The organism is Schumannella sp. GW821-FHT10F01 (assembly GCF_058809295.1).
In genome coordinates this window covers 223877-241280 of sequence record NZ_JBXASM010000001.1, presented here as the reverse complement: position 1 = coordinate 241280, position 17404 = coordinate 223877, and the positions used below count along the sequence as shown (strand labels likewise).

At 72.9% G+C, this 17404-nt stretch carries 18 protein-coding genes; 6 read left to right on the top strand and 12 right to left on the bottom strand.

The window, feature by feature from the left end; translation table 11 throughout:
• The first annotated feature begins 78 nt into the window (after window positions 1–78).
• Window positions 79–1701: a phosphoglucomutase (alpha-D-glucose-1,6-bisphosphate-dependent) gene (pgm, locus tag AC1RSJ_RS01260; protein ID WP_493116500.1), complete on the top strand. Its 1623-nt coding sequence runs from the start codon at window positions 79–81 to the stop codon at window positions 1699–1701.
• A gap of 28 nt (window positions 1702–1729) precedes the next feature.
• Here the strand turns inward: pgm and AC1RSJ_RS01255 are convergent, their stop codons facing one another.
• Together AC1RSJ_RS01255 and AC1RSJ_RS01250 are read right to left on the bottom strand one after the other, a co-directional pair.
• Window positions 1730–2710 carry a zinc ribbon domain-containing protein gene (locus AC1RSJ_RS01255; RefSeq protein WP_493116499.1) on the bottom strand — a complete coding sequence of 327 codons (981 nt, stop codon included), beginning with the start codon at window positions 2708–2710 and terminating at the stop codon, window positions 1730–1732.
• A gap of 10 nt (window positions 2711–2720) precedes the next feature.
• Complete coding sequence (locus tag AC1RSJ_RS01250) at window positions 2721–3530, bottom strand: M15 family metallopeptidase (protein WP_493116498.1); 810 nt, start codon at window positions 3528–3530, stop codon at window positions 2721–2723.
• Between the two features lie 220 nt (window positions 3531–3750).
• Between AC1RSJ_RS01250 and AC1RSJ_RS01245 the strand changes: the two genes are divergently transcribed.
• A complete protein-coding gene (locus AC1RSJ_RS01245; RefSeq protein ID WP_493116497.1) occupies window positions 3751–4080 on the top strand; it encodes a GNAT family N-acetyltransferase in 330 nt (109 codons plus the stop codon).
• A 60-nt stretch (window positions 4081–4140) separates the two neighbouring features.
• On the opposite strand, the gene AC1RSJ_RS01240 is transcribed toward AC1RSJ_RS01245, so the two are convergent.
• From AC1RSJ_RS01240 to AC1RSJ_RS01230, 3 genes are all read right to left on the bottom strand, one after another.
• A complete protein-coding gene (locus AC1RSJ_RS01240) occupies window positions 4141–4419 on the bottom strand; it encodes a hypothetical protein (protein WP_493116496.1) in 279 nt (92 codons plus the stop codon).
• A gap of 82 nt (window positions 4420–4501) precedes the next feature.
• Entirely contained in the window at window positions 4502–5551 is a 1050-nt protein-coding gene (gene lplAB, locus AC1RSJ_RS01235; RefSeq protein WP_493116495.1) for a lipoate-protein ligase LplAB, read from the bottom strand.
• Window positions 5552–5625: 74 nt separating this feature from the next.
• Window positions 5626–6510 carry an alpha/beta fold hydrolase gene (locus AC1RSJ_RS01230; protein ID WP_493116494.1) on the bottom strand — a complete coding sequence of 295 codons (885 nt, stop codon included), beginning with the start codon at window positions 6508–6510 and terminating at the stop codon, window positions 5626–5628.
• 99 nt (window positions 6511–6609) lie between these two features.
• Here AC1RSJ_RS01230 and AC1RSJ_RS01225 point away from each other — a divergent pair, with 99 nt between their 5' ends.
• Together AC1RSJ_RS01225 and AC1RSJ_RS01220 are read left to right on the top strand one after the other, a co-directional pair.
• Complete coding sequence (locus tag AC1RSJ_RS01225) at window positions 6610–7029, top strand: MarR family winged helix-turn-helix transcriptional regulator (protein ID WP_493116493.1); 420 nt, start codon at window positions 6610–6612, stop codon at window positions 7027–7029.
• Complete coding sequence (locus AC1RSJ_RS01220) at window positions 7026–8339, top strand: MFS transporter (RefSeq protein WP_493116492.1); 1314 nt, start codon at window positions 7026–7028, stop codon at window positions 8337–8339. Before AC1RSJ_RS01225 ends, AC1RSJ_RS01220 begins: the two co-directional genes overlap by 4 nt.
• A gap of 73 nt (window positions 8340–8412) precedes the next feature.
• Here AC1RSJ_RS01220 and AC1RSJ_RS01215 read toward each other — a convergent pair whose 3' ends face one another.
• From AC1RSJ_RS01215 to AC1RSJ_RS01200, 4 genes are read right to left on the bottom strand one after another with little or no spacing between them, the layout of a single operon-like run.
• Window positions 8413–8913 (bottom strand): DUF1990 domain-containing protein, encoded by a 501-nt coding sequence (locus AC1RSJ_RS01215; protein WP_493116491.1) that lies wholly within the window; start codon window positions 8911–8913, stop codon window positions 8413–8415.
• A 2-nt stretch (window positions 8914–8915) separates the two neighbouring features.
• Entirely contained in the window at window positions 8916–9761 is an 846-nt protein-coding gene (locus AC1RSJ_RS01210) for a transglutaminase family protein (RefSeq protein ID WP_493116490.1), read from the bottom strand.
• Entirely contained in the window at window positions 9758–10687 is a 930-nt protein-coding gene (locus AC1RSJ_RS01205; RefSeq protein ID WP_493116489.1) for an alpha-E domain-containing protein, read from the bottom strand. Before AC1RSJ_RS01205 ends, AC1RSJ_RS01210 begins: the two co-directional genes overlap by 4 nt.
• Window positions 10681–12327, bottom strand: a complete 1647-nt coding sequence (locus AC1RSJ_RS01200; RefSeq protein WP_493116488.1) for a circularly permuted type 2 ATP-grasp protein — start codon at window positions 12325–12327, stop codon at window positions 10681–10683. The genes AC1RSJ_RS01205 and AC1RSJ_RS01200 overlap by 7 nt, the downstream gene beginning before the upstream one ends.
• 157 nt (window positions 12328–12484) lie before the next feature.
• On the opposite strand from AC1RSJ_RS01200, the gene AC1RSJ_RS01195 reads away from it, so the two are divergent.
• Entirely contained in the window at window positions 12485–12889 is a 405-nt protein-coding gene (locus tag AC1RSJ_RS01195; RefSeq protein WP_493116487.1) for a hypothetical protein, read from the top strand.
• A 22-nt stretch (window positions 12890–12911) separates the two neighbouring features.
• Here the strand turns inward: AC1RSJ_RS01195 and AC1RSJ_RS01190 are convergent, their stop codons facing one another.
• From AC1RSJ_RS01190 to AC1RSJ_RS01180, 3 genes are read right to left on the bottom strand one after another with little or no spacing between them, the layout of a single operon-like run.
• On the bottom strand, window positions 12912–14282 hold the full coding sequence (locus tag AC1RSJ_RS01190; RefSeq protein WP_493116486.1) for a DUF6716 putative glycosyltransferase: 1371 nt from the start codon (window positions 14280–14282) through the stop codon (window positions 12912–12914).
• The gene (locus AC1RSJ_RS01185; protein WP_493116485.1) at window positions 14279–15151 is read right to left on the bottom strand and encodes an N-acetylneuraminate synthase family protein; all 873 of its coding nucleotides are present in this window, start codon (window positions 15149–15151) and stop codon (window positions 14279–14281) included. Before AC1RSJ_RS01185 ends, AC1RSJ_RS01190 begins: the two co-directional genes overlap by 4 nt.
• Window positions 15117–16376, bottom strand: coding sequence for a cytidylyltransferase domain-containing protein (locus tag AC1RSJ_RS01180; protein WP_493116484.1), 1260 nt, complete (start codon window positions 16374–16376; stop codon window positions 15117–15119). Before AC1RSJ_RS01180 ends, AC1RSJ_RS01185 begins: the two co-directional genes overlap by 35 nt.
• 136 nt (window positions 16377–16512) lie before the next feature.
• Here AC1RSJ_RS01180 and AC1RSJ_RS01175 point away from each other — a divergent pair, with 136 nt between their 5' ends.
• A complete protein-coding gene (locus AC1RSJ_RS01175) occupies window positions 16513–17403 on the top strand; it encodes an SMP-30/gluconolactonase/LRE family protein (protein WP_493116483.1) in 891 nt (296 codons plus the stop codon).
• Window position 17404 lies beyond the last annotated feature (1 nt).

Here is a 17404-nt window from a genome sequence, read left to right as displayed (position 1 = left end):
TCCTTCTTCCTGTCTCGGAGTCTAGGCATCAGCCCACCACCTGGTGACCCGCCGTGCCCCCGGTGCCAGACTGTGCCCGTGAGCGATCGAGCGGGACAGCCGGCACAGGAATCCGATCTCGTCGACGTGCGGGAGCTCGTCGACGCGTACTACGCGCTGACGCCCGACGTCGCCGATCCGGCGCAGAAGGTGGTGTTCGGCACGAGCGGCCACCGCGGCTCCAGCCTCGACACGGCGTTCAACGAGGCGCACATCGCCGCGATCACGCAGGCCATCGTCGAGTACCGCACCGCCCAGGGCACGACCGGTCCGCTGTTCATCGGCCGCGACACCCACGGGCTCTCCCGCCCGGCCGAGACGACCGCGCTCGAGGTGCTCGAGGCGAACGGCGTCGAAGCCCTGACCGACGCGTACGACGACTACGTGCCGACGCCGTCGCTGAGCCGCGCGATCATCCGCTACAACCGGGCGCTGAAGCCGGGTCAGCCGCAGGCGGACGGCATCGTGATCACGCCGAGCCACAACCCGCCCCGCGACGGCGGCTTCAAGTACAACCCGCCGCACGGCGGCCCCGCCGACTCGGATGCCACCGGCTGGATCGCCGGACGCGCGAACGAGCTGCTCGCCGACGGCAACCGCGACGTGCGGATGCAGGAGCCGAGCGCCGTCGAGGGCTACGACTTCCGCGGCGAGTACGTCGCCGACCTGGCGAACGCGATCGACGTCGAGGCGATCCGCCGGTCCGGCATCCGCATCGGCGCCGACCCGCTCGGCGGCGCGTCCGTCGGCTACTGGAAGCTCATCCGCGAGCACTTCGGACTCGACCTCTCCGTCGTGAACCCGCTGGTCGACCCGCGGTGGGGCTTCATGACCCTGGACTGGGACGGCAAGATCCGCATGGACCCGTCGTCGCCGTCGGCGATGGCCTCCGTGCTGCAGCACCGCGCGGACTACGCCGTGCTGACCGGCAACGACGCGGACGCCGACCGCCACGGCATCGTCACCCCGGATGCCGGGCTGATGAACCCGAACCACTACCTCGCGGTGGCCATCCAGTACCTCTACGCGCACCGGCCCGGCTGGCGCGCCGATGCCGCGATCGGCAAGACGCTCGTGTCGAGCTCGATGATCGACCGGGTCGCGGCCTCGCTCGGCCGCCGGCTCTGGGAGGTGCCGGTCGGCTTCAAGTGGTTCGTGCCGGGGCTCATCGACGGCTCCGTCGGGTTCGGCGGCGAGGAGAGCGCCGGCGCCTCGTTCCTCGAGACGGACGGCCAGGCCTGGACGACCGACAAGGACGGCATCCTGCTCGCCCTGCTCGCGAGCGAGATCACCGCGGTGACCGGCAAGAGCCCGTCGCAGCTCTACGCCGAGCTGACCGAGGAGTTCGGCGCCCCGGCCTACGCGCGCGTCGACGCGGCCGCCTCGAAGGAGCAGAAGGCGCGGCTCGGCAGGCTCAGCGGCAAGGACATCACGGCCGACACGCTCGCCGGCGACCCGATCACGCAGCGGCTCTCGGAGGCGCCGGGCAACGGCGCCGCGGTCGGCGGCGTGAAGGTCGTCACCGAGCACGCCTGGTTCGCGGCCCGCCCGTCGGGCACCGAGGACGTCTACAAGATCTACGCCGAGTCGTTCCGCGGCCCCGACCACCTCGCCGAGGTGCAGGCGGAGGCGAAGCGGATCGTCGACGCCGCGCTCGGGTGAACCCGGCCGGCTCTCTGTCCGATCGCGGCTAGGTGGTGGTCTCCACGCCGGCGGTGTACTCCATCGTGAAGCCGAGCGCGGAGTCCGTGGTGCTCGTGCAGAAGATCCCGGTGCTGAGGCTGATGGTGCACTCCCACGTGTAGTGCTGCACCGGGGTGTCGTACTCGACCGTCGTGGCGCCGGCGAACGACGGGTCGCTCGACGGCCAGATCACGCGATCGCGCGTGCTCAGCCCGACGGTCACGCCGGACGCCGCCTGGTTCTGCGGCGGGGGCGAGTACTTGATGTTCTTCTGGTTGCAGATCACGCTGCCGGGCGTCATCTCGCAGCGGATGTTGCCCGACTTGCTCGCGAACGCGTACGGCGTCGTGTCGGCGCTCGGCTTCGGCGACGGAGTGGTCGACGGCGTCGCGGAGGCGGAGGGCTTCCCGCTCGGATCGTCGCTCGGGTCATCCGACGGCTGGTCCTGGGCGGTCGTGTCGGTCGGCTGCGAGAGCAGGTAGGCGGTCACACCGCCGCCGGCCGCGAGCACGAGGACCAGCGCGATGATGCCGAGCACGAGCGGCAGCCGCGAGCGCGTGCGGCGCGGCGGGGGCGGCGGACCCTGGCGTCCGGCCGGGGGCGGCGGCGGACCCTGCTGACCGCCGCTGATGAGCGAGGTGAAGGGCTGCTGTCCGGTCGACGAGAACGGCGGCGTCGGAGCTCCTCCGTAGGGCCCGGTCTCGGTGTACGGCCCGGTCGCGGCGTGCGGCCCCGTCGCGCCGAACGGCGGCTCGGGCTGCGGCCCGGTCGCCTGGCTCAGCGGCCACACGCCCGGCTGCTGCAGCAGCGGCGGCGCGTCCTCGGGCGGCGGGGGCGGCCCGCCGGCCGCAGGGTACGAGCTCGTCGGCTGCAGCTGGGTCGGCTGCTGGCCGGTCGGCGGGGCCTCGGCGGACGGGACCGGGAGGCCGCAGTGCGGGCAGAACCGGTCGCCGGGCACGAGCGCCTGGCCGCAGCGGGAGCAGGTCATGGTCGGGTCCTCACTTCGCGTAGTCCGGAGCAGCGGGCAGCCCGAAGAACTCCTCGAGCGTGGTGACGCCGGTGTCGTGCATCTCGGTGGCGAGATCCACGCCGACGTAGCGATAGTGCCAGGGCTCGAAGTCGTAGCCCGTCACCGACTGCTTGCCGTCGGGGTAGCGGAGGATGAACCCCCACTTGTACGCGTTCTGCGCGAGCCAGGTGCCCGCGGTCGTGGTCGCGAAGCAGGCGGCGAGCCCGCATCCGCCGGTCGTGCCGACGAAGTCGATGGCGAGCGCGGTCTGATGCTCGCTGTAGCCGGGGCGGGCGGTGATCTTGTCGGCGGCGGCCTGCCCGCGCGAGGCGACGGACTGGTTGTAGACGCGCACTTGCGACGTGTACGGGCGGTAGTCGCTCTGCGAGTTCAGCCCCTGCCCGGTGTCGGCACGGAACTGCGCGGCCAGCTGGTCGACGGCGGTCGCCGCCTCCGGACGCAGCTTCAGCGCGCCGCCGGCCGCGCCGACCTTGATGGTCTGCAGCGGCGGCACGTACTCCTTCGGGTCGAGCGGGCGCAGCTTGTTCACCACGACCCAGTCGCTCGTCGGGTCGTCGATGGAGAACGCCGACCTGTCGAAGCCCCCCGCCGTGGCGCTCGGAGACGGGTCCGGCGTCGCGCTCTGGCTCGAGCTGGAGCTCGGAGACGACGAGGTGGACGGGGTCGTCGAGCCGCCCGCCGTCGGCGCGGTGCGCGGCTGGAGTCCGACGATGACGGCGACGATCGCCGCGACGATCACGACCGCGAGCACGCCGAGCAGGATCCTGCCGCGGCGCACCGCCCGGGGATCACGTCGCCGACGCGGAGCCTGCGGATTCGCCACGCCCGTCAGTGTACGGATCCCACCCGGCGCACCCGGGCGCACGCGGCGCACCCGGCCCGCGGCGATCGGCCGGCGTTCCGCGCCCATCGGTGCGTTCCGCGCCCGTCTGAACACCTGCCGAACGCACAGACGGGCGCGGAACAGACGCGGGCGGGTCCGGCGTAGCGTGAGCCGCATGAGCGCCGAGCCGGAGTACAACGTCGTCGACCTGCCCGAGTCGGACCGGTTCGCACTGCGGAAGGACGGCGACGACATCGGGTTCGCCGCGTACCGCCGCGAGCGCGGCGCGATCGTGTTCACCCACACCGAGATCGACGAGTCGCAGCAGGAGCGCGGACTCGGATCGCGCCTCGCGTCCGGGGCGCTCGACGCCGTGCGGGTCGGGTCGGAGGACCGCGTCATCGCGCAGTGCCCGTTCATCGCGCACTTCGTGTCGGAGCATCTGGAGTACCAGGACCTGCTCGAGCGCGGCCCGGAGGAGCTGCGCCCGGGCATCACGTTCTGACGGCGACGCCTGGGCCGCGGGCGGGCGGCGCGACGCCGGCGGCGCGCGGCGCGGCGACGCCTAGTGCAGGTCGATGCGGACGCTGCCTCGGTACACGCCGTCACGATCGGCGCCGCGGTCGCCGGGCACCGGTGCGGGAGCCACCAGCTCGGTCTGCCGCTCGAGCTCCTGGAGGGCCTCGTGGCGGGTCGGCGCGAACACCTCGTCGACCGCGCCGAGCGAGACGCCGCCGCCGCGACGCACGCTGCCGCCGCTGAGATCGATCAGACCGTGCCGCTGCGCGAGCACGCCGAGCGGGATCAGCGCGACCACCACGATGCCGGCGACGATCCAGTCCATGCGGGGATGGTAGGCACGTCGCACCGTGATCCGGATCCGCCGAACGGATGAGACCCGCCAGGTTCAGGGTGAACCCGGACCCCTACGGCACCCGGTAGAGCCACTCGTCGGTGGCGAACTTCTCCCGCACCAGCGCCTCCGCCGCGGCCAGCTCCGCGGGCGTGAGCTCGCCCTCGGTGAGGCCGTGCAGCGAGCGGAACGTCTCGATCATCCGCTGGATGACCTCCTCGCGCGGCAGGCCCGTCTGGCTCCGGAGGGGGTCGACCCGCTTGGCCGCCGACTTGGTGCCCTTGTCGCTGAGCTTCTCGCGGCCGATGCGCAGCACCCGCGCCATCTTCTCGCCGTCCATGTCGTACGACATGGTCACGTGGTGCAGCACGCCCCCGCCGCCGAGCCGCTTCTGCGCGGCGCCGCCGATCTTGCCCGCCGGCGAGGTGATGTCGTTGAGCGGCTGGTAGGTCGCGTCGATGCCGAGGGACTGCAGCGCCTTGATCGTCCAGTCGTCGAGGAACGCGTAGCTGTCGGCGAACGTCATCCCGGCCACGAGATCGCCGGGCACGTAGAGCGAGTAGGTGACGGCCGAGCCGGGCTCGATGAACATCGCCCCGCCGCCGGAGATGCGCCGGACGACCCGGAAGCCCTCCGCGTCGGCCTGCTCGGCATCCACCTCGTTGCGGACGGACTGGAAGCTGCCGATGACGACCGTGCGCTCCGCCCACTCCCAGATGCGGAGGGTCGGCTTGCGTCGGCCCTGGCCGACCTCCTCGGTCAGCACCTCGTCGAGCGCGAGGTGCATGTGAGCGGAGAGCGGACCCGGGTGCACGAGCTCCCACTCGTAGTCGCTCCAGTCGGTGGAGGTCGTGATCGCGCGGCGGATGGCGGTCGCGACCGACTCCGGCGAGAACCCGAGCAGCAGCGAGCCCTCCGGCAGCGCCGCCTGGACGACCGCGGCGAGGTGGCGCGCGTCGGAGTCGGCCGGCAGCCCGTTCACTGCGCCGTCGATGGCGGCGAGCGCCTCGTCCGGCTCGAGGAAGAAGTCGCCGGCGAGCCGGAACTCCGCGATCCTGCCGTCGACCACATCCAGGTCGACGACGACGAGCTTGCCCCCCGGGACCTTGAACTCACCGTGCACGCAGCCAGCCTAGATCCGGCGCCGGGGGCTCCGCCGGGCTGGGGCCTCGACGGGCTCGGCCGTCCGGAACCGGCTCAGCGCCGGCGGCGCGGGGGCACGTACTTGAGGTGCGCGTCGAGCCAGGTCACCAGGTCGGCGATGACCTCGTCGCGATTGGTCTCGTTGTAGACCTCGTGCCGCGCGCCCTCGTAGACCCGCTCGGTCACGTCGGTGAGCCCGGCGGCGCGGTAGGCCTCGGCGAGCAGCCGGATCGACTCCGGGCCGCCGAGCGTGTCGTCGCTGCCGATCTGGATGAGCAGCGGCACGTCGCGCTCCATCCGCTCCGGCTTGCCGAGCAGTCGCAGCGCCTCGCGGATGCCGAACAGCTTGCGCACCTTCGCGTCGAAGGTCAGCGGGTCGTCGAGGAAGCGGCGCCCGACCTCGGGATCGCGGCTCAGCCACTCGACGCCGGTGCCGCCGCGGCCGCGGTGCCGCTTCGCCAGGTCGCCGCCGTTCATGTGCCGCATGGTGCGGAACGCCGTGCCGCTGAGCACGACCGCATCGACGGGCGGCAGCGCGCCGTCGAGCGCGAGCTGCACGATGAGCGAGCCCCAGGAGTGCCCGAGCACGGCGACCGGCACATCCGGATTCTCCGCCTTGACGAGGTCCACCAGCTGGATGAGGTCGGCGACGACCGCGCGGATGCCGCCCGGCCCGAGCCGCCCGAGCCGGCGGGTGTCGCCGCGGTGCTGCTCGAGGCCGGTCTGCCCGTGGCCGCGCTGGTCGATCGCCCACACGGCGTAGCCGGCGTTGACGAGATCCTGGGCGAACGTCTCGTAGCGCGCCGCGTACTCGCCGACCCCGTGCGCCAGCACGATGATCGCCTTCGGCGCGACGCCCGTCCAGACGTGGAAGTGGATGACGACGCCCTCGGCGTCGACGAACGTGCGCTCGTCGCGCTCGACGATGAACCGCGGCATGGTGCCCCCTCGCGGTCATCCTAGGGCGGGGGCGCTCCGCCGGCGATCGGCTTGCTCGACCCGACACTTAGCTCGGCTAATGAGCTAGACTAATTAGCAATGGTGAATGAAACGGACCCGGACGAGCTGCGCATCCTCGTGCAGCGCCTCGCCCGGCGCATCCGCGCCAATCGCGCGGGCACGGGGGTCACCGACGCGCAGCTGTCGGTGCTGTTCCACCTCGAGAAGCACGGCGACTCCGCTCCCGGCCGGCTGGCCGAGCACGACGGCGTGACCCCGCCGTCGATGAACCGCACGCTCAACGGACTCGAGGAGTCCGGCTGGGTCAGCCGCTCCCCCGACCCGGACGACGCCCGCAAGGTCGTCGTCAGCCTCACCCCCGCCGGCACGGATCTCATCGCCGAGACCCGCCGACTGCGCTCCGCCTGGTTCACCCGGCGGCTCTCCGAGCTCAGCACAGACGAGCGACGCCTGCTCGAGGGGGTGACTCCCGTCCTGCGCCGCCTCGCCGACTCGTGAGCAGCGCGTTCCGCTCGCTCGGGCTGTTCAACTACCGCGTCTGGTTCGCCGGCGCGACGGTGTCGAACATCGGCACCTGGATGCAGCGCACGGCCCAGGACTGGATCGTCCTCACCCAGCTCACCCACAACGACGCCACCGCGCTCGGCGTGACCATGGCCCTGCAGTTCGGGCCGCAGCTGCTGCTCGTGCCGATCACCGGCTGGGTCGCCGACGTCATGGACCGCCGCACGCTGCTCAAGATCACGCAGCTCGTGCAGGCCGGCCTCGGCCTCACCCTCGGGCTGCTCACCGTCACCGGCGTCGTGCAGCTCTGGATGGTGTGGGGCTTCGCGCTGCTGCTCGGCATCGCGACCGCCTTCGACGCGCCCGCGCGCCAGACCTTCGTCGGCTCGCTGGTGCCGAAGGAGTACCTCTCCAACGCCGTCGGCCTCAACGCGATGTCGTTCAACACCGCGCGGCTGATCGGCCCGGCCGTCGCGGGCCTGCTCACCGCCGCCGTCGGCGCCGGCTGGGTCTTCCTGCTCAACGCGTGCACGTTCGCCGCGACGCTCGTCGCGCTGAGCATGTTCCGCGACGACGAGCTGACGCCCCTGCCGCGCGCGGCCAAGCGGAAGGGCGGCATCCGGGAGGGGTTCAGCTACGTCCGCTCCCGCAGCGACCTGAAGATCCTGTTCGTCATGGTCTTCCTCATGGGCACGCTGGGCATGAACTTCCCGCTGTTCGCGTCGACGATGGCGAGCGTCGTGTTCCATCAGGGGGCGGGCGAGTTCGGCATCCTCTCATCGGCGCTCGCGATCGGGTCGGTGGTGGGCGCCGTGATCGCCGCCCGCCGCGAGCGTCCGCGGCTGCGGAACGTGGTGCTCGCCTCCGCGGGCTTCGCGCTCTCGCTGCTCGCCGCCGCCGCGATGCCGACCTACCTGACCTTCGGGCTCGTGCTGCCGTTCATCGGCATCTGCTCGATCACGATGCTCAACAACGCGAACGCCTACGTGCAGACGACGACCCCGCCGGCCCTCCGTGGCCGCGTCATGTCGCTCTACATGGCGATCCTCATGGGCGGCACCCCGATCGGCGCGCCGCTGGTCGGCTGGGTCGCCGACACCTGGGGACCGCGCTGGGGCCTCGTGGTCGGGGCGAGCGGCGGCATCATCGCGGCCGGGCTCGCCGCGATCTGGTTCATCCGCGAGCGCGGGATGCAGCTGCACACCCGCCGCGCGATCTGGCCCTTCATGCTCGACTCGGCGGCCGAGCGCGAGCTCGCGACGACCGAGCTCGCCGTGGTGGAGGCGGAGTCGGCGCGGAGCTGAGATGCGACTGGGCTTCGATACGGCCCTGGCGGGCCTACTCAGCCATCGGGATCCAGAGCCCTGAGGTGCCTGATCAGCCGTCGGATTCGAGCAGCGCCCGCAGGTAGCGGCGGCGCACCACCGACTGCGCGAGCAGGAGCAGCGGGAAGAGCGGACGCCACACGCCGCTCGCCGCGGGCAGCGTCAGCGAGCGGATCGTGAGGAGCACCTCGTCGCCGCGGCGGTGCACGATGAACGCCTCCTCGCCGGACACCGGATGCCCCGGCAGCGTGCGATAGGCGAACCCGGCGCGATCCGGGTCCGCCACGACCTCGACGACGCGGACCGGCTCGACGATCCGCAGCCAGAGCACCGGGACGGCGATCCGCACCTCGACGCCGGCCTCCACCGGCTCGCGATCGTCGACCGCGAAGCCGCTCCGGGTCTTCACGCGCCAGTGCAGCACGTCGTCGGCGGCGCGGACGAAGACCTCGTCGCCCATGCCGATGACCGCCGTGCGCTCGGAGCGGAGGTACCGCGGCGAGCCGGGCGGCGCCGGCTCCCACTCCGGCGATCCCGGCGTGGTGAGCGACACCGTCAGGCCTCGCGCGTGATGTCGACCTTCACGAACAGCGCCGACGAGGACGGACCGGCGTACACGCCGCGCAGCGGCGGCACGTCGGAGTAGTCGCGGCCGCGGCCGACCGACACGTGGCGGTCGCCGATCTCCAGCAGGTTGGTGGGGTCGAAGCCGCGCCACGTCCCGCAGAACCACTCCACCCAGGCGTGCGACTCGCCGGCCACGGTCTGGCCGACCTCCGCGTCCGGCACCGGGTGCAGGTAGCCGCTGACGTAGCGTGCCGGGATGCCGACGGCGCGGAGGGCGCCGATGGTCAGGTGCGCGATGTCCTGGCAGACGCCCTTGCGGTGGTCCCAGGCCTCGGCGGCCGTCGTGCCGACACCGGTCACGCCGGGCATGTACTCGATCCGCTCGCCGATCTCGGTGGCGATCGCGAGGGCCGCGGCGCACGGGTCGCCGGCCGATCCCGCGATGCCGCGGGCGAGCTCGGCGACCTCGTCGGGCGGCGCGGTGCGCGGCGCCGCGCCGAGCTGCTCGACGTACTCGGTGGCCGTCTCGACGTGCCGGGCGAGCGCGTCCCAGTCCATGCCGTGTCCGGAATGCGGCCGCGGCCGCACCTCGACGAGGCTCGTCGCCGCGAGCGACAGCTCCGGATGCGGCGTCAGCACCTCGAACGTCGAGACGCGGGTGCCCCAGTAGTCGACGTACCCGTGCGTGTTCGAGACGGGCGTGATCTCGAGGCTCGAGTGCAGCACCAGCTGGCCGGGCGCGTTCTGCGGCAGCATCCGGGCCTCGTTGTACGACGCCGTCGCCTCGCCCTCGTAGCGGAAGCCGGTCTCGTGGCGGATGCGCAGGCGGTTCACGTGTTCTCCCCCACCCAGCTCGGCGCGGCGCCGGTCGGGAAATACCGCTGCCGGATCGCCTCGCTCGCCGCGCTGGTGGCCGACTGCACGGTGTCCATGTGATGCGGCAGGTCGTCGATGATGTCGGCCACCGGGCGGAACTCGATCTCGCTGCGGATCCGGCCGAGGATGAGCTGCGACTGGTCGCTCGTGCCGACCCGGCCGGTGCGCGGCTCGATCTCGCGCAGGCACTGCTCGGCCCGACTCACCGCGAACAGGATGCTGCGCGGGAACAGGCGGTCGAGCAGCAGGAACTCGGCGGCGTTGCGGGCGCTCGGCACGCCGCGGTAGGTGCGGAGGTAGGCCTCGTAGGCGCCGACCGAGCGGAGGATCGTCGTCCACGACGGACCGGACGCCTCCGTCAGCGAGCGCGTCGCCAGCAGCCGGGCGGTCATGTCGGCGCGCTCCAGGGACCGGCCGAGGGTGAAGAAGCTCCAAGCCTCGTCGCGGCTCGTGCTCGCCTCGACGATGCCGACCGCGAGGGCGCTGCGCTCGCGCACCCAGCCGAAGAACTCGTGCACCTTGTCACCGGCGACGCGGCGCGGCATGCGGGCGCGGGTGGTGTTGAGCACCTCCCACAGCTCGGTGGAGACGACCTCTCGCGCGCGGCGGGCGTTCTCGCGGGCGGCGTTGAGCGAGTAGGCGATCGACGCCGGCTGGTTGCGGTCGACGGCGAGGAGCGCGAGCACGTCCGTGCGGCTCAGCGGCCGGTCATCCGCGACCTCGGTGCCCATCACGCCGAGGAGCGAGCGGCAGGCGATGTCCTCCTCGATCCACGGGTCCTCGAGCAGCAGCTGCAGGTGCACGTCGAGGATGCGCGCGGTGCCGTCGGCCCGCTCGACGTAGCGGCCGATCCAGAACAGGCTCTCGGCGATGCGGCTCAGCACGGCGCGCCCCCGGTCCCGTCACCGGCGGTGCGCGCCTGCTGCTGCTGCTGCTGCTGGTCGCGCTTCGGGGCATCCGCCGGATTGTGGTCCTGCAGATGCTCCCCGCCGATGATCGGGATCGACGTCGTGATCGCGGCCTGGTCGGCGACGAGCGACTGCACGTCGTGCTCCGGCGTCGTCCAGGCCGCATCCGATCCGACGACCCAGGTGTCCTTCGAGCCGCCGCCCTGCGAGCTGTTCACGACGAGCTGGCCCTCGGGCAGCGCGACCCGGGTCAGGCCGCCCGGCAGCACCCACACGTCGGATCCGTCGTTCACCGCGAACGGGCGGAGGTCCGCGTGGCGCGGGCGCATCCCGTCCTCCACGAGCGTCGGGATGGTCGACAGCTGCACGACCGGCTGGGCGATCCAGCCGCGCGGGTCCTCGCGGAGGCGCGTGGCGAGCTCGTCGAGCTGCGCGCGGGACGCGTCCGGTCCGACGACGAGCCCCTTGCCGCCGGAGCCGTCGACCGGCTTCACGACCAGCTCGTCGAGGCGGTCGAGCACCTCCTCGAGCGCACCCGGCTCCTCGAGGCGCCAGGTCTGCACGTTGGGCAGCAGCGCCTCCTCGCCGAGGTAGTAGCGGATGAGGTCGGGCATGTACGTGTAGACGAGCTTGTCGTCCGCGACGCCGTTGCCGACCGCGTTCGCGATCGTCACGTTGCCGAGGCGCGCGGCGAGCATGAGGCCCGGCGAGCCGAGCATGGAGTCGGCGCGGAACTGCAGCGGATCGAGGAACTCGTCGTCGACGCGGCGGTAGATCACGTCGACGCGAGTCGGGCCCGCGGTGGTGCGCATGAACACGCGGCCGCCGGAGCAGAACAGGTCGCGGCCCTCCACGAGCTCGACGCCCATGAGTCGGGCGAGCAGCGTGTGCTCGAAGTACGCGGAGTTGTAGACGCCCGGCGTCAGCACCACGACGGTCGGGTCCTCGACGCCGCGCGGAGCCGAGGCGCGCAGGGCCTGCAGCAGCTTCTGCGGGTAGTCGCCGACCGGGCGCACGCGCATCGAGACGAACAGCTCCGGCAGCGTCTGGGCCATCACGCGGCGGTTCGAGATCACGTAGCTGACGCCGGACGGCACGCGCACGTTGTCCTCGAGCACGCGCCAGACGCCCTGCTCGTCGCGGATGAGGTCGATGCCGGAGACCTGGATGCGCACGCCGTTGCCGCTGACGATGCCCGCCGCCTGGCGGTGGAAGTGCGTCGAGCTGGAGATCAGCCGGGCCGGGATGATGCCGTCGCGCACCGCGTGCTGCGCACCGTAGACGTCGGAGAGGAACGCCTCGAGCGCGCGGACGCGCTGCTTCACGCCGGACTCGACGACGGCCCAGTCGGCCGCGTCGATCACGCGCGGCACGGCGTCGAGCGGGAACGGCCGCTCCTCGCCGGCGAAGTCGAACGTGACGCCCTGGGCGAGGTAGGAGTCGGCGAGCGCGTCGGTGCGTCCGCGCAGCTCCTCCTGCGTCATCCGGGACAGCGCCTCGTGGATGTCGCGGTACGGAGCGCGGGCGGAGGCGGGGTCGGCGAACATCTCGTCGAACGGCGGGGCGCCGCGACGCCGCGACGGCACCGCGCCGTAGCCCTCGAACAGGTCGCCCATGTCGCGAGCCTAGTTCGGGCCGTGTTGCGGGGGTGTTTCGCGGGGTCCGGGCGCCGCGCACCCGGTCGCCGCGGGTCGTCAGGGCGGGTCTCCCCCGCGCGGGGGCGACCCCTTCTGGGACTGATCCGGGCGCCGCCGCGATCCGTAGCGTTGCCGCATGCTCTCCGCCTCCGTCTCCGCCACCGGACTCGCCGAGCACGCACTCGAGCGGGGCGTCGAGCGGGTGCTCGCCGCGAAGAGCGGCATGCCCGCATTCGTGATCACCGAGCGCGACGGCGTCCGCGAGCTGCACGAGTTCACGACCGAGCGCACCGGCCAGAGCGCCGGCGCCGCGCGCTTCTTCCTCCGCGCCTCCGAGGACCTCGACCGCGCCGTGCTCATCTGGGACGGCTACGTGACGAGCATGGGCAAGCGGATCGACGCCGTGCTCGCCGAGTACACCGAGCGCGGCGCCGCCGAGAGCGTCATCACCGCGCGCCGCTACCGGCCCGCGAGCCTGCTCCGCAAGCCGGTCGCGCTGCCCGGCATCCTGCACGTCGGCGAGGGCCACCCGCTGTTCTGAGCGGGCGCGGCGGTCCGACGCGCTACCGGGAGGGCAGCGGGGTGCGGTCGCGGGACTGCTCGTCCTCGTCCGCGTCCTCGGAGGCCGCCACGCCCACCGCGACGCCGCGCCGGCGCAGCAGCCGGCGCACCTTGCGCGCCAGGCGGAGCGCCCGGGCCGCCGGCGTGCCGACGAGCAGCGCGATCCGCCCCGCGAGCGACGTGTCGAGGTCGCCGAGCGCCTGCTTGCGGTCCCACGCCACGCGAAGCCGCCCACCCGCGGTGCCGGCGAGCTGCGCGCGCAGCGGCAGCTCCCCCGCGTCCCGCGCCGCGATCATCGTCTCGACGCGCCGGACCCAGTCGTCGTCGGCGCGCGGGTGGAAGTAGTTGTCGTCGAGCCAGCCGGGCTCGGGCAGCCGGAAGCGCCCGGCCACGAGCTCGTCGCTCGGCGCGAGCACGCCCGAGCCGAGGAAGACCGTGTTGATGAGCCCGTCGCGCACGCCGAAGTCGTCGATGCAGAGCACGGGGACGCCGACGCCGAGCGCCTCGAGCGCCGCCGTCGAGCTGACGGTCACGAGCCCGGCCGCACCGCGGAGGTGCTCCGACATCGGCCCGGCGAGCACCACGAGGTTCGGCGGCGCCGGCGGATCGAGCTCGCCGAGCAGCTCGGCGTACTCGTGCCGCTCGAGGTGCGTCTGCGTCTCGCCCGCCTGGGCCCGCACCTTGATGACGACCTGGCGGTCCGGACGCGCGCGGGCGGCGTCCGCGAGCGCGCCGAGCAGGTGCATCCGCTCGCTCCGCACCGCAGGCACCTTCGCCTGCGTGGCGAAGATCACCGGGCCGTCCGGGTCGGAGACCGCCTCGGAGCCGAGCTCGCGCACGAACGGCAGCCCGGCCAGCCCGAAGTGCTGGGGCACGCCCATCTTCTCCGCCAGGGCGGCGAACTCGCGGAGCTCGCGGCGCGAGTGCACGACGAGCAGGTCGACCTGGCTGCGATACGCGATCGCGCGGCGGGTGGCGGGGATCGAGATGCCCGGCATCCCGGAGAGCAGGATCGGCCGCGGCCCGGGCACGGCGTCGAGGACCTGGCGCAGGGCCACCTTCACGGCCGGCCCGCGCATCGCGAACAGCACGGCGTCCGGCGGCTCGGCGGCCACGCGCTCGGCGAGCTGCTCGAGCGACACCACCGTCGGCGGCGTGCCGTGCCAGCGCGTGCCGGCGACCGCGGCCGTCAGCTGATCGGCGCTCGGACGCCACAGCGTGTCGAGCACGACCACGTCGCGCTGCCAGTCGTCCGGCATCGCGTCGATCAGGAAGGCACCCCACTTGACGTAGGAGTCCGAGTCCCCGATCGCGAGGATCCGGCGGTGCGGGGTCGCGCCCCGCTCCGCCGGGTCGACGGGAGGAGGGGTCACGCGCCCACGCGGCGCAGCTTCGCGAGCGGCGCCTCCTCGCCAGGGAACACCCGCTTCACGCCGTCGCCCAAGGCCTCGCCGATGACGCGGATGTCGCGCACGAGGTGCTCGAGGCCCTGCGGCTCGAGCGAGGCGGCGTGGTCGGAGCCCCACATGGTGCGGTCGAGGGTGATGTGGCGCTCCACCACCGTGGCGCCGAGGGCGACCGCGGCGAGCGAGATCTGCAGGCCGCGCTCGTGGCCCGAGTAGCCGACCGGCACGCCCGCGTAGCGCTCCTTCAGCGTGGTGATCATGCGGAGGTTGGCCTCCTCCGGCGGGAGGGGGTACGTCGAGGTCGCGTGCAGGATCACCAGGTTCTCCGTGCCGAGCGCGTCGACGGCGGCATCGATCTGGTCGAGCGTCGACATGCCGGTCGAGAGGATGATCGGCTTGCGGGTCGCGCGCAGGCGGCGCAGCATCCCGAGATCGGTCACCGACGCGGAGGCGACCTTGTGCGCGACCACGTTGAGGTCCTCGAGGAAGTCGACCGAGGGCTCGTCCCACGGCGACGCGAACCAGTGCAGGCCGCGCATCGTGGCGTGGTCGCCGATCTCGATGTACTGCTCGCGCGAGAACTCGACGCGGTAGCGGTACTCGAGGTAGGTCATGGTGCCCCACGGGGTGTCGCGCGGGGTGGCCTTCATGTGCTCCGGCGTCGAGATCTCCGGGGTGCGCTTCTGGAACTTCACGGCCTGGGCCCCCGCCTCGGCGGCGACGTCGATCAGGCGCTTGGCGATGTCGACATCGCCGTTGTGGTTGAGGCCGATCTCGGCGATGACGTAGACGGGCTGGTCGTCACCGATGGGCTGCGAGCCGATGTGCACGGTCATGACGCTCCTCCTTGTGGGTGTGGTGATGGTCGGCCGGTGCGACCGGGCGCGAGCGGAGCAGGCGCTCCGCGAGCTCGCGCACGGCGCCGTGTCCGGCGGGGCTGGTGAGCACGATGCGGGCGGCGGCGCGCACGGCGGGTCCGGCGTCGGCGGTGCTGACGGGCCAGCCGACGAGGGCGAGGCACGGCAGGTCGTCGTCGCTGCAGCCGAGGTAGGCGACGCGCTCGAGCGGCACGCCGTGCTCCTCGGCCCACCACTGCAGGGCGGCGGCCTTGTCGTCGCTGCCGTGCACGAGGTCGACCGGGAGGCTGCGGACGCGCGCCGCGGAGACGCGGTGCACCTCGCTCGAGAGGATGAGCAGCGGCACGCCCGCCTCGCTGAGCATGCGCACGCCCGCGCCGTCGGCGCGGTTCGCGAGCACGTACTCGTCGCCGTGGTCGGCGACGATGACGCGGTCGTCGGTCTGCACGCCGCCGAAGTCGGTGACGAAGGCGTCGGCGTCGATACCGGCGAAGCCCTCCTCCGGCTCCCCCGCCGTGCGCTCCGGACGGTCCTCGAGCAGCTCGGCGATCGCGGTGGCGATCTGCAGCTCCTCGACCGTGTCGATCTCGAGCGCGCCTCGCGGGTCGACGACGGCCACGCCGACGCGGCCGAAGAAGCGGTGCCCCGCGGCGCGGAAGCCCTCGGCGCGCATCACGTAGAAGGCCCCGGTCTCGGCGTACTCGGCCTCGCGGTCCTGGCGGCGCGGGCGGAACGACTTGTCGTGGTTGACGCCCTCGGCGCCCTCCACCGTCGAGCGCCAGAGGAAGAGGTGCGACTCCGTGGCGGAGAAGACGACGTCCTCCGGCCCGTTCAGCACGCGATCGACGGCGGCGTCGAGCGCGACGGTGTCGATGAACGGCGAGGTCGCCTGCAGGAAGACCAGCACGTCGCCGGCCTCCCGGCCGGCGTCGATCGCGTCGAGCGCGTGGACCAGCGCGGACTCGGAGGTGGCCGTGTCGCCGGCGATCTCGGCCGGGCGCTCCACGATCTCCGCTCCGGCGCCGGCGGCGGCGCGGGCGATGGCGCTGTCGTCGGTCGAGACGACGACACGATCGATCGCGGGCACGGCCAGGGCGGCGAGCACGGCGCGCACGACGAGGGGCACGCCGCCGACGGGGCGGAGGTTCTTCCCGGGGACGCCCTTGGAGCCCCCGCGGGCCGGGATGACGGCGATGACGGACACGCGCTCCCCCTTCCACGACCGTGTTGTCGAGCGACGCTAGGCGCGCAGTGAGACCCGGCGAGGACCCTCGGGTGAACCGCTGGTGACCGTCAGGTGTCCGACAGCCCGCCCCTCGCCGCTGTGGAAGGCTGGCGGGATGACGACGCCGGTCGATGACGACGCGCGCCTCGAGCTCCTGGCGACGGGGGACGAGTGGGCGGAGGGCCCCGTGTACACCCGCGACGGGAGGGTGCGCTGGAGCGACATCCCCGGTGACCGGGTGCGCGAGTACGACCCGGCGACCGGCCGCGACGAGGTGGTCGACGCGCACGCCGAGTTCGCGAACGGCCGCACGCTCGACCTCCAGGGGCGGATCGTGCAGTGCTCGCACGGCCGCCGCCGCGTGGAGCGGGTGGATGCCGACGGCACCATCACCTCGATCGTCGACGCCTTCGAGGGGCACCGGCTCAACTCCCCCAACGACGTGGTCGTCTCCTCAGACGGCGCCGTCTGGTTCACCGACCCGCCCTACGGCATCCAGCCGGAGGGCACGGAGGGCCATCCCGGCGAGGAGGAGTACGGCGGCTGCCACGTCTTCCGCTACGACGAGGCGACCGGCGAGCTCGCGGCGGTCGTGCTCGGCATGGCGCATCCGAACGGGCTCGCCTTCAGCCCCGACGAGTCGCTGCTCTACATCGCCGACACGGCGGCGTACCGCGACGATGTGTGGGTCGGGCGCATCGAGGTCGTCGACGTGGCGGACGGACGCTGCGGCCCGCGCCGCCTCCTCGTCGAGCTCGACGGCATCGTCGACGGCTTCCGGGTCGACGTCGAGGGCCGGCTCTGGGTGTCGGCCGGGCCCGGCGTCCGCGTGCTCGACCCGGAGGGCCGGGAGCTGCACCGCATCGAGGTGCCGGAGACCGTCGCGAACCTCTGCTTCGGCGGCGAGGACGGACGCGACCTCTACATCACGGCCTCGGCGGGGCTCTACCGGATCCGCACCACCACGACGGACGCGGCCGGGAGACCCCCGGGGACCGGGGCATAGG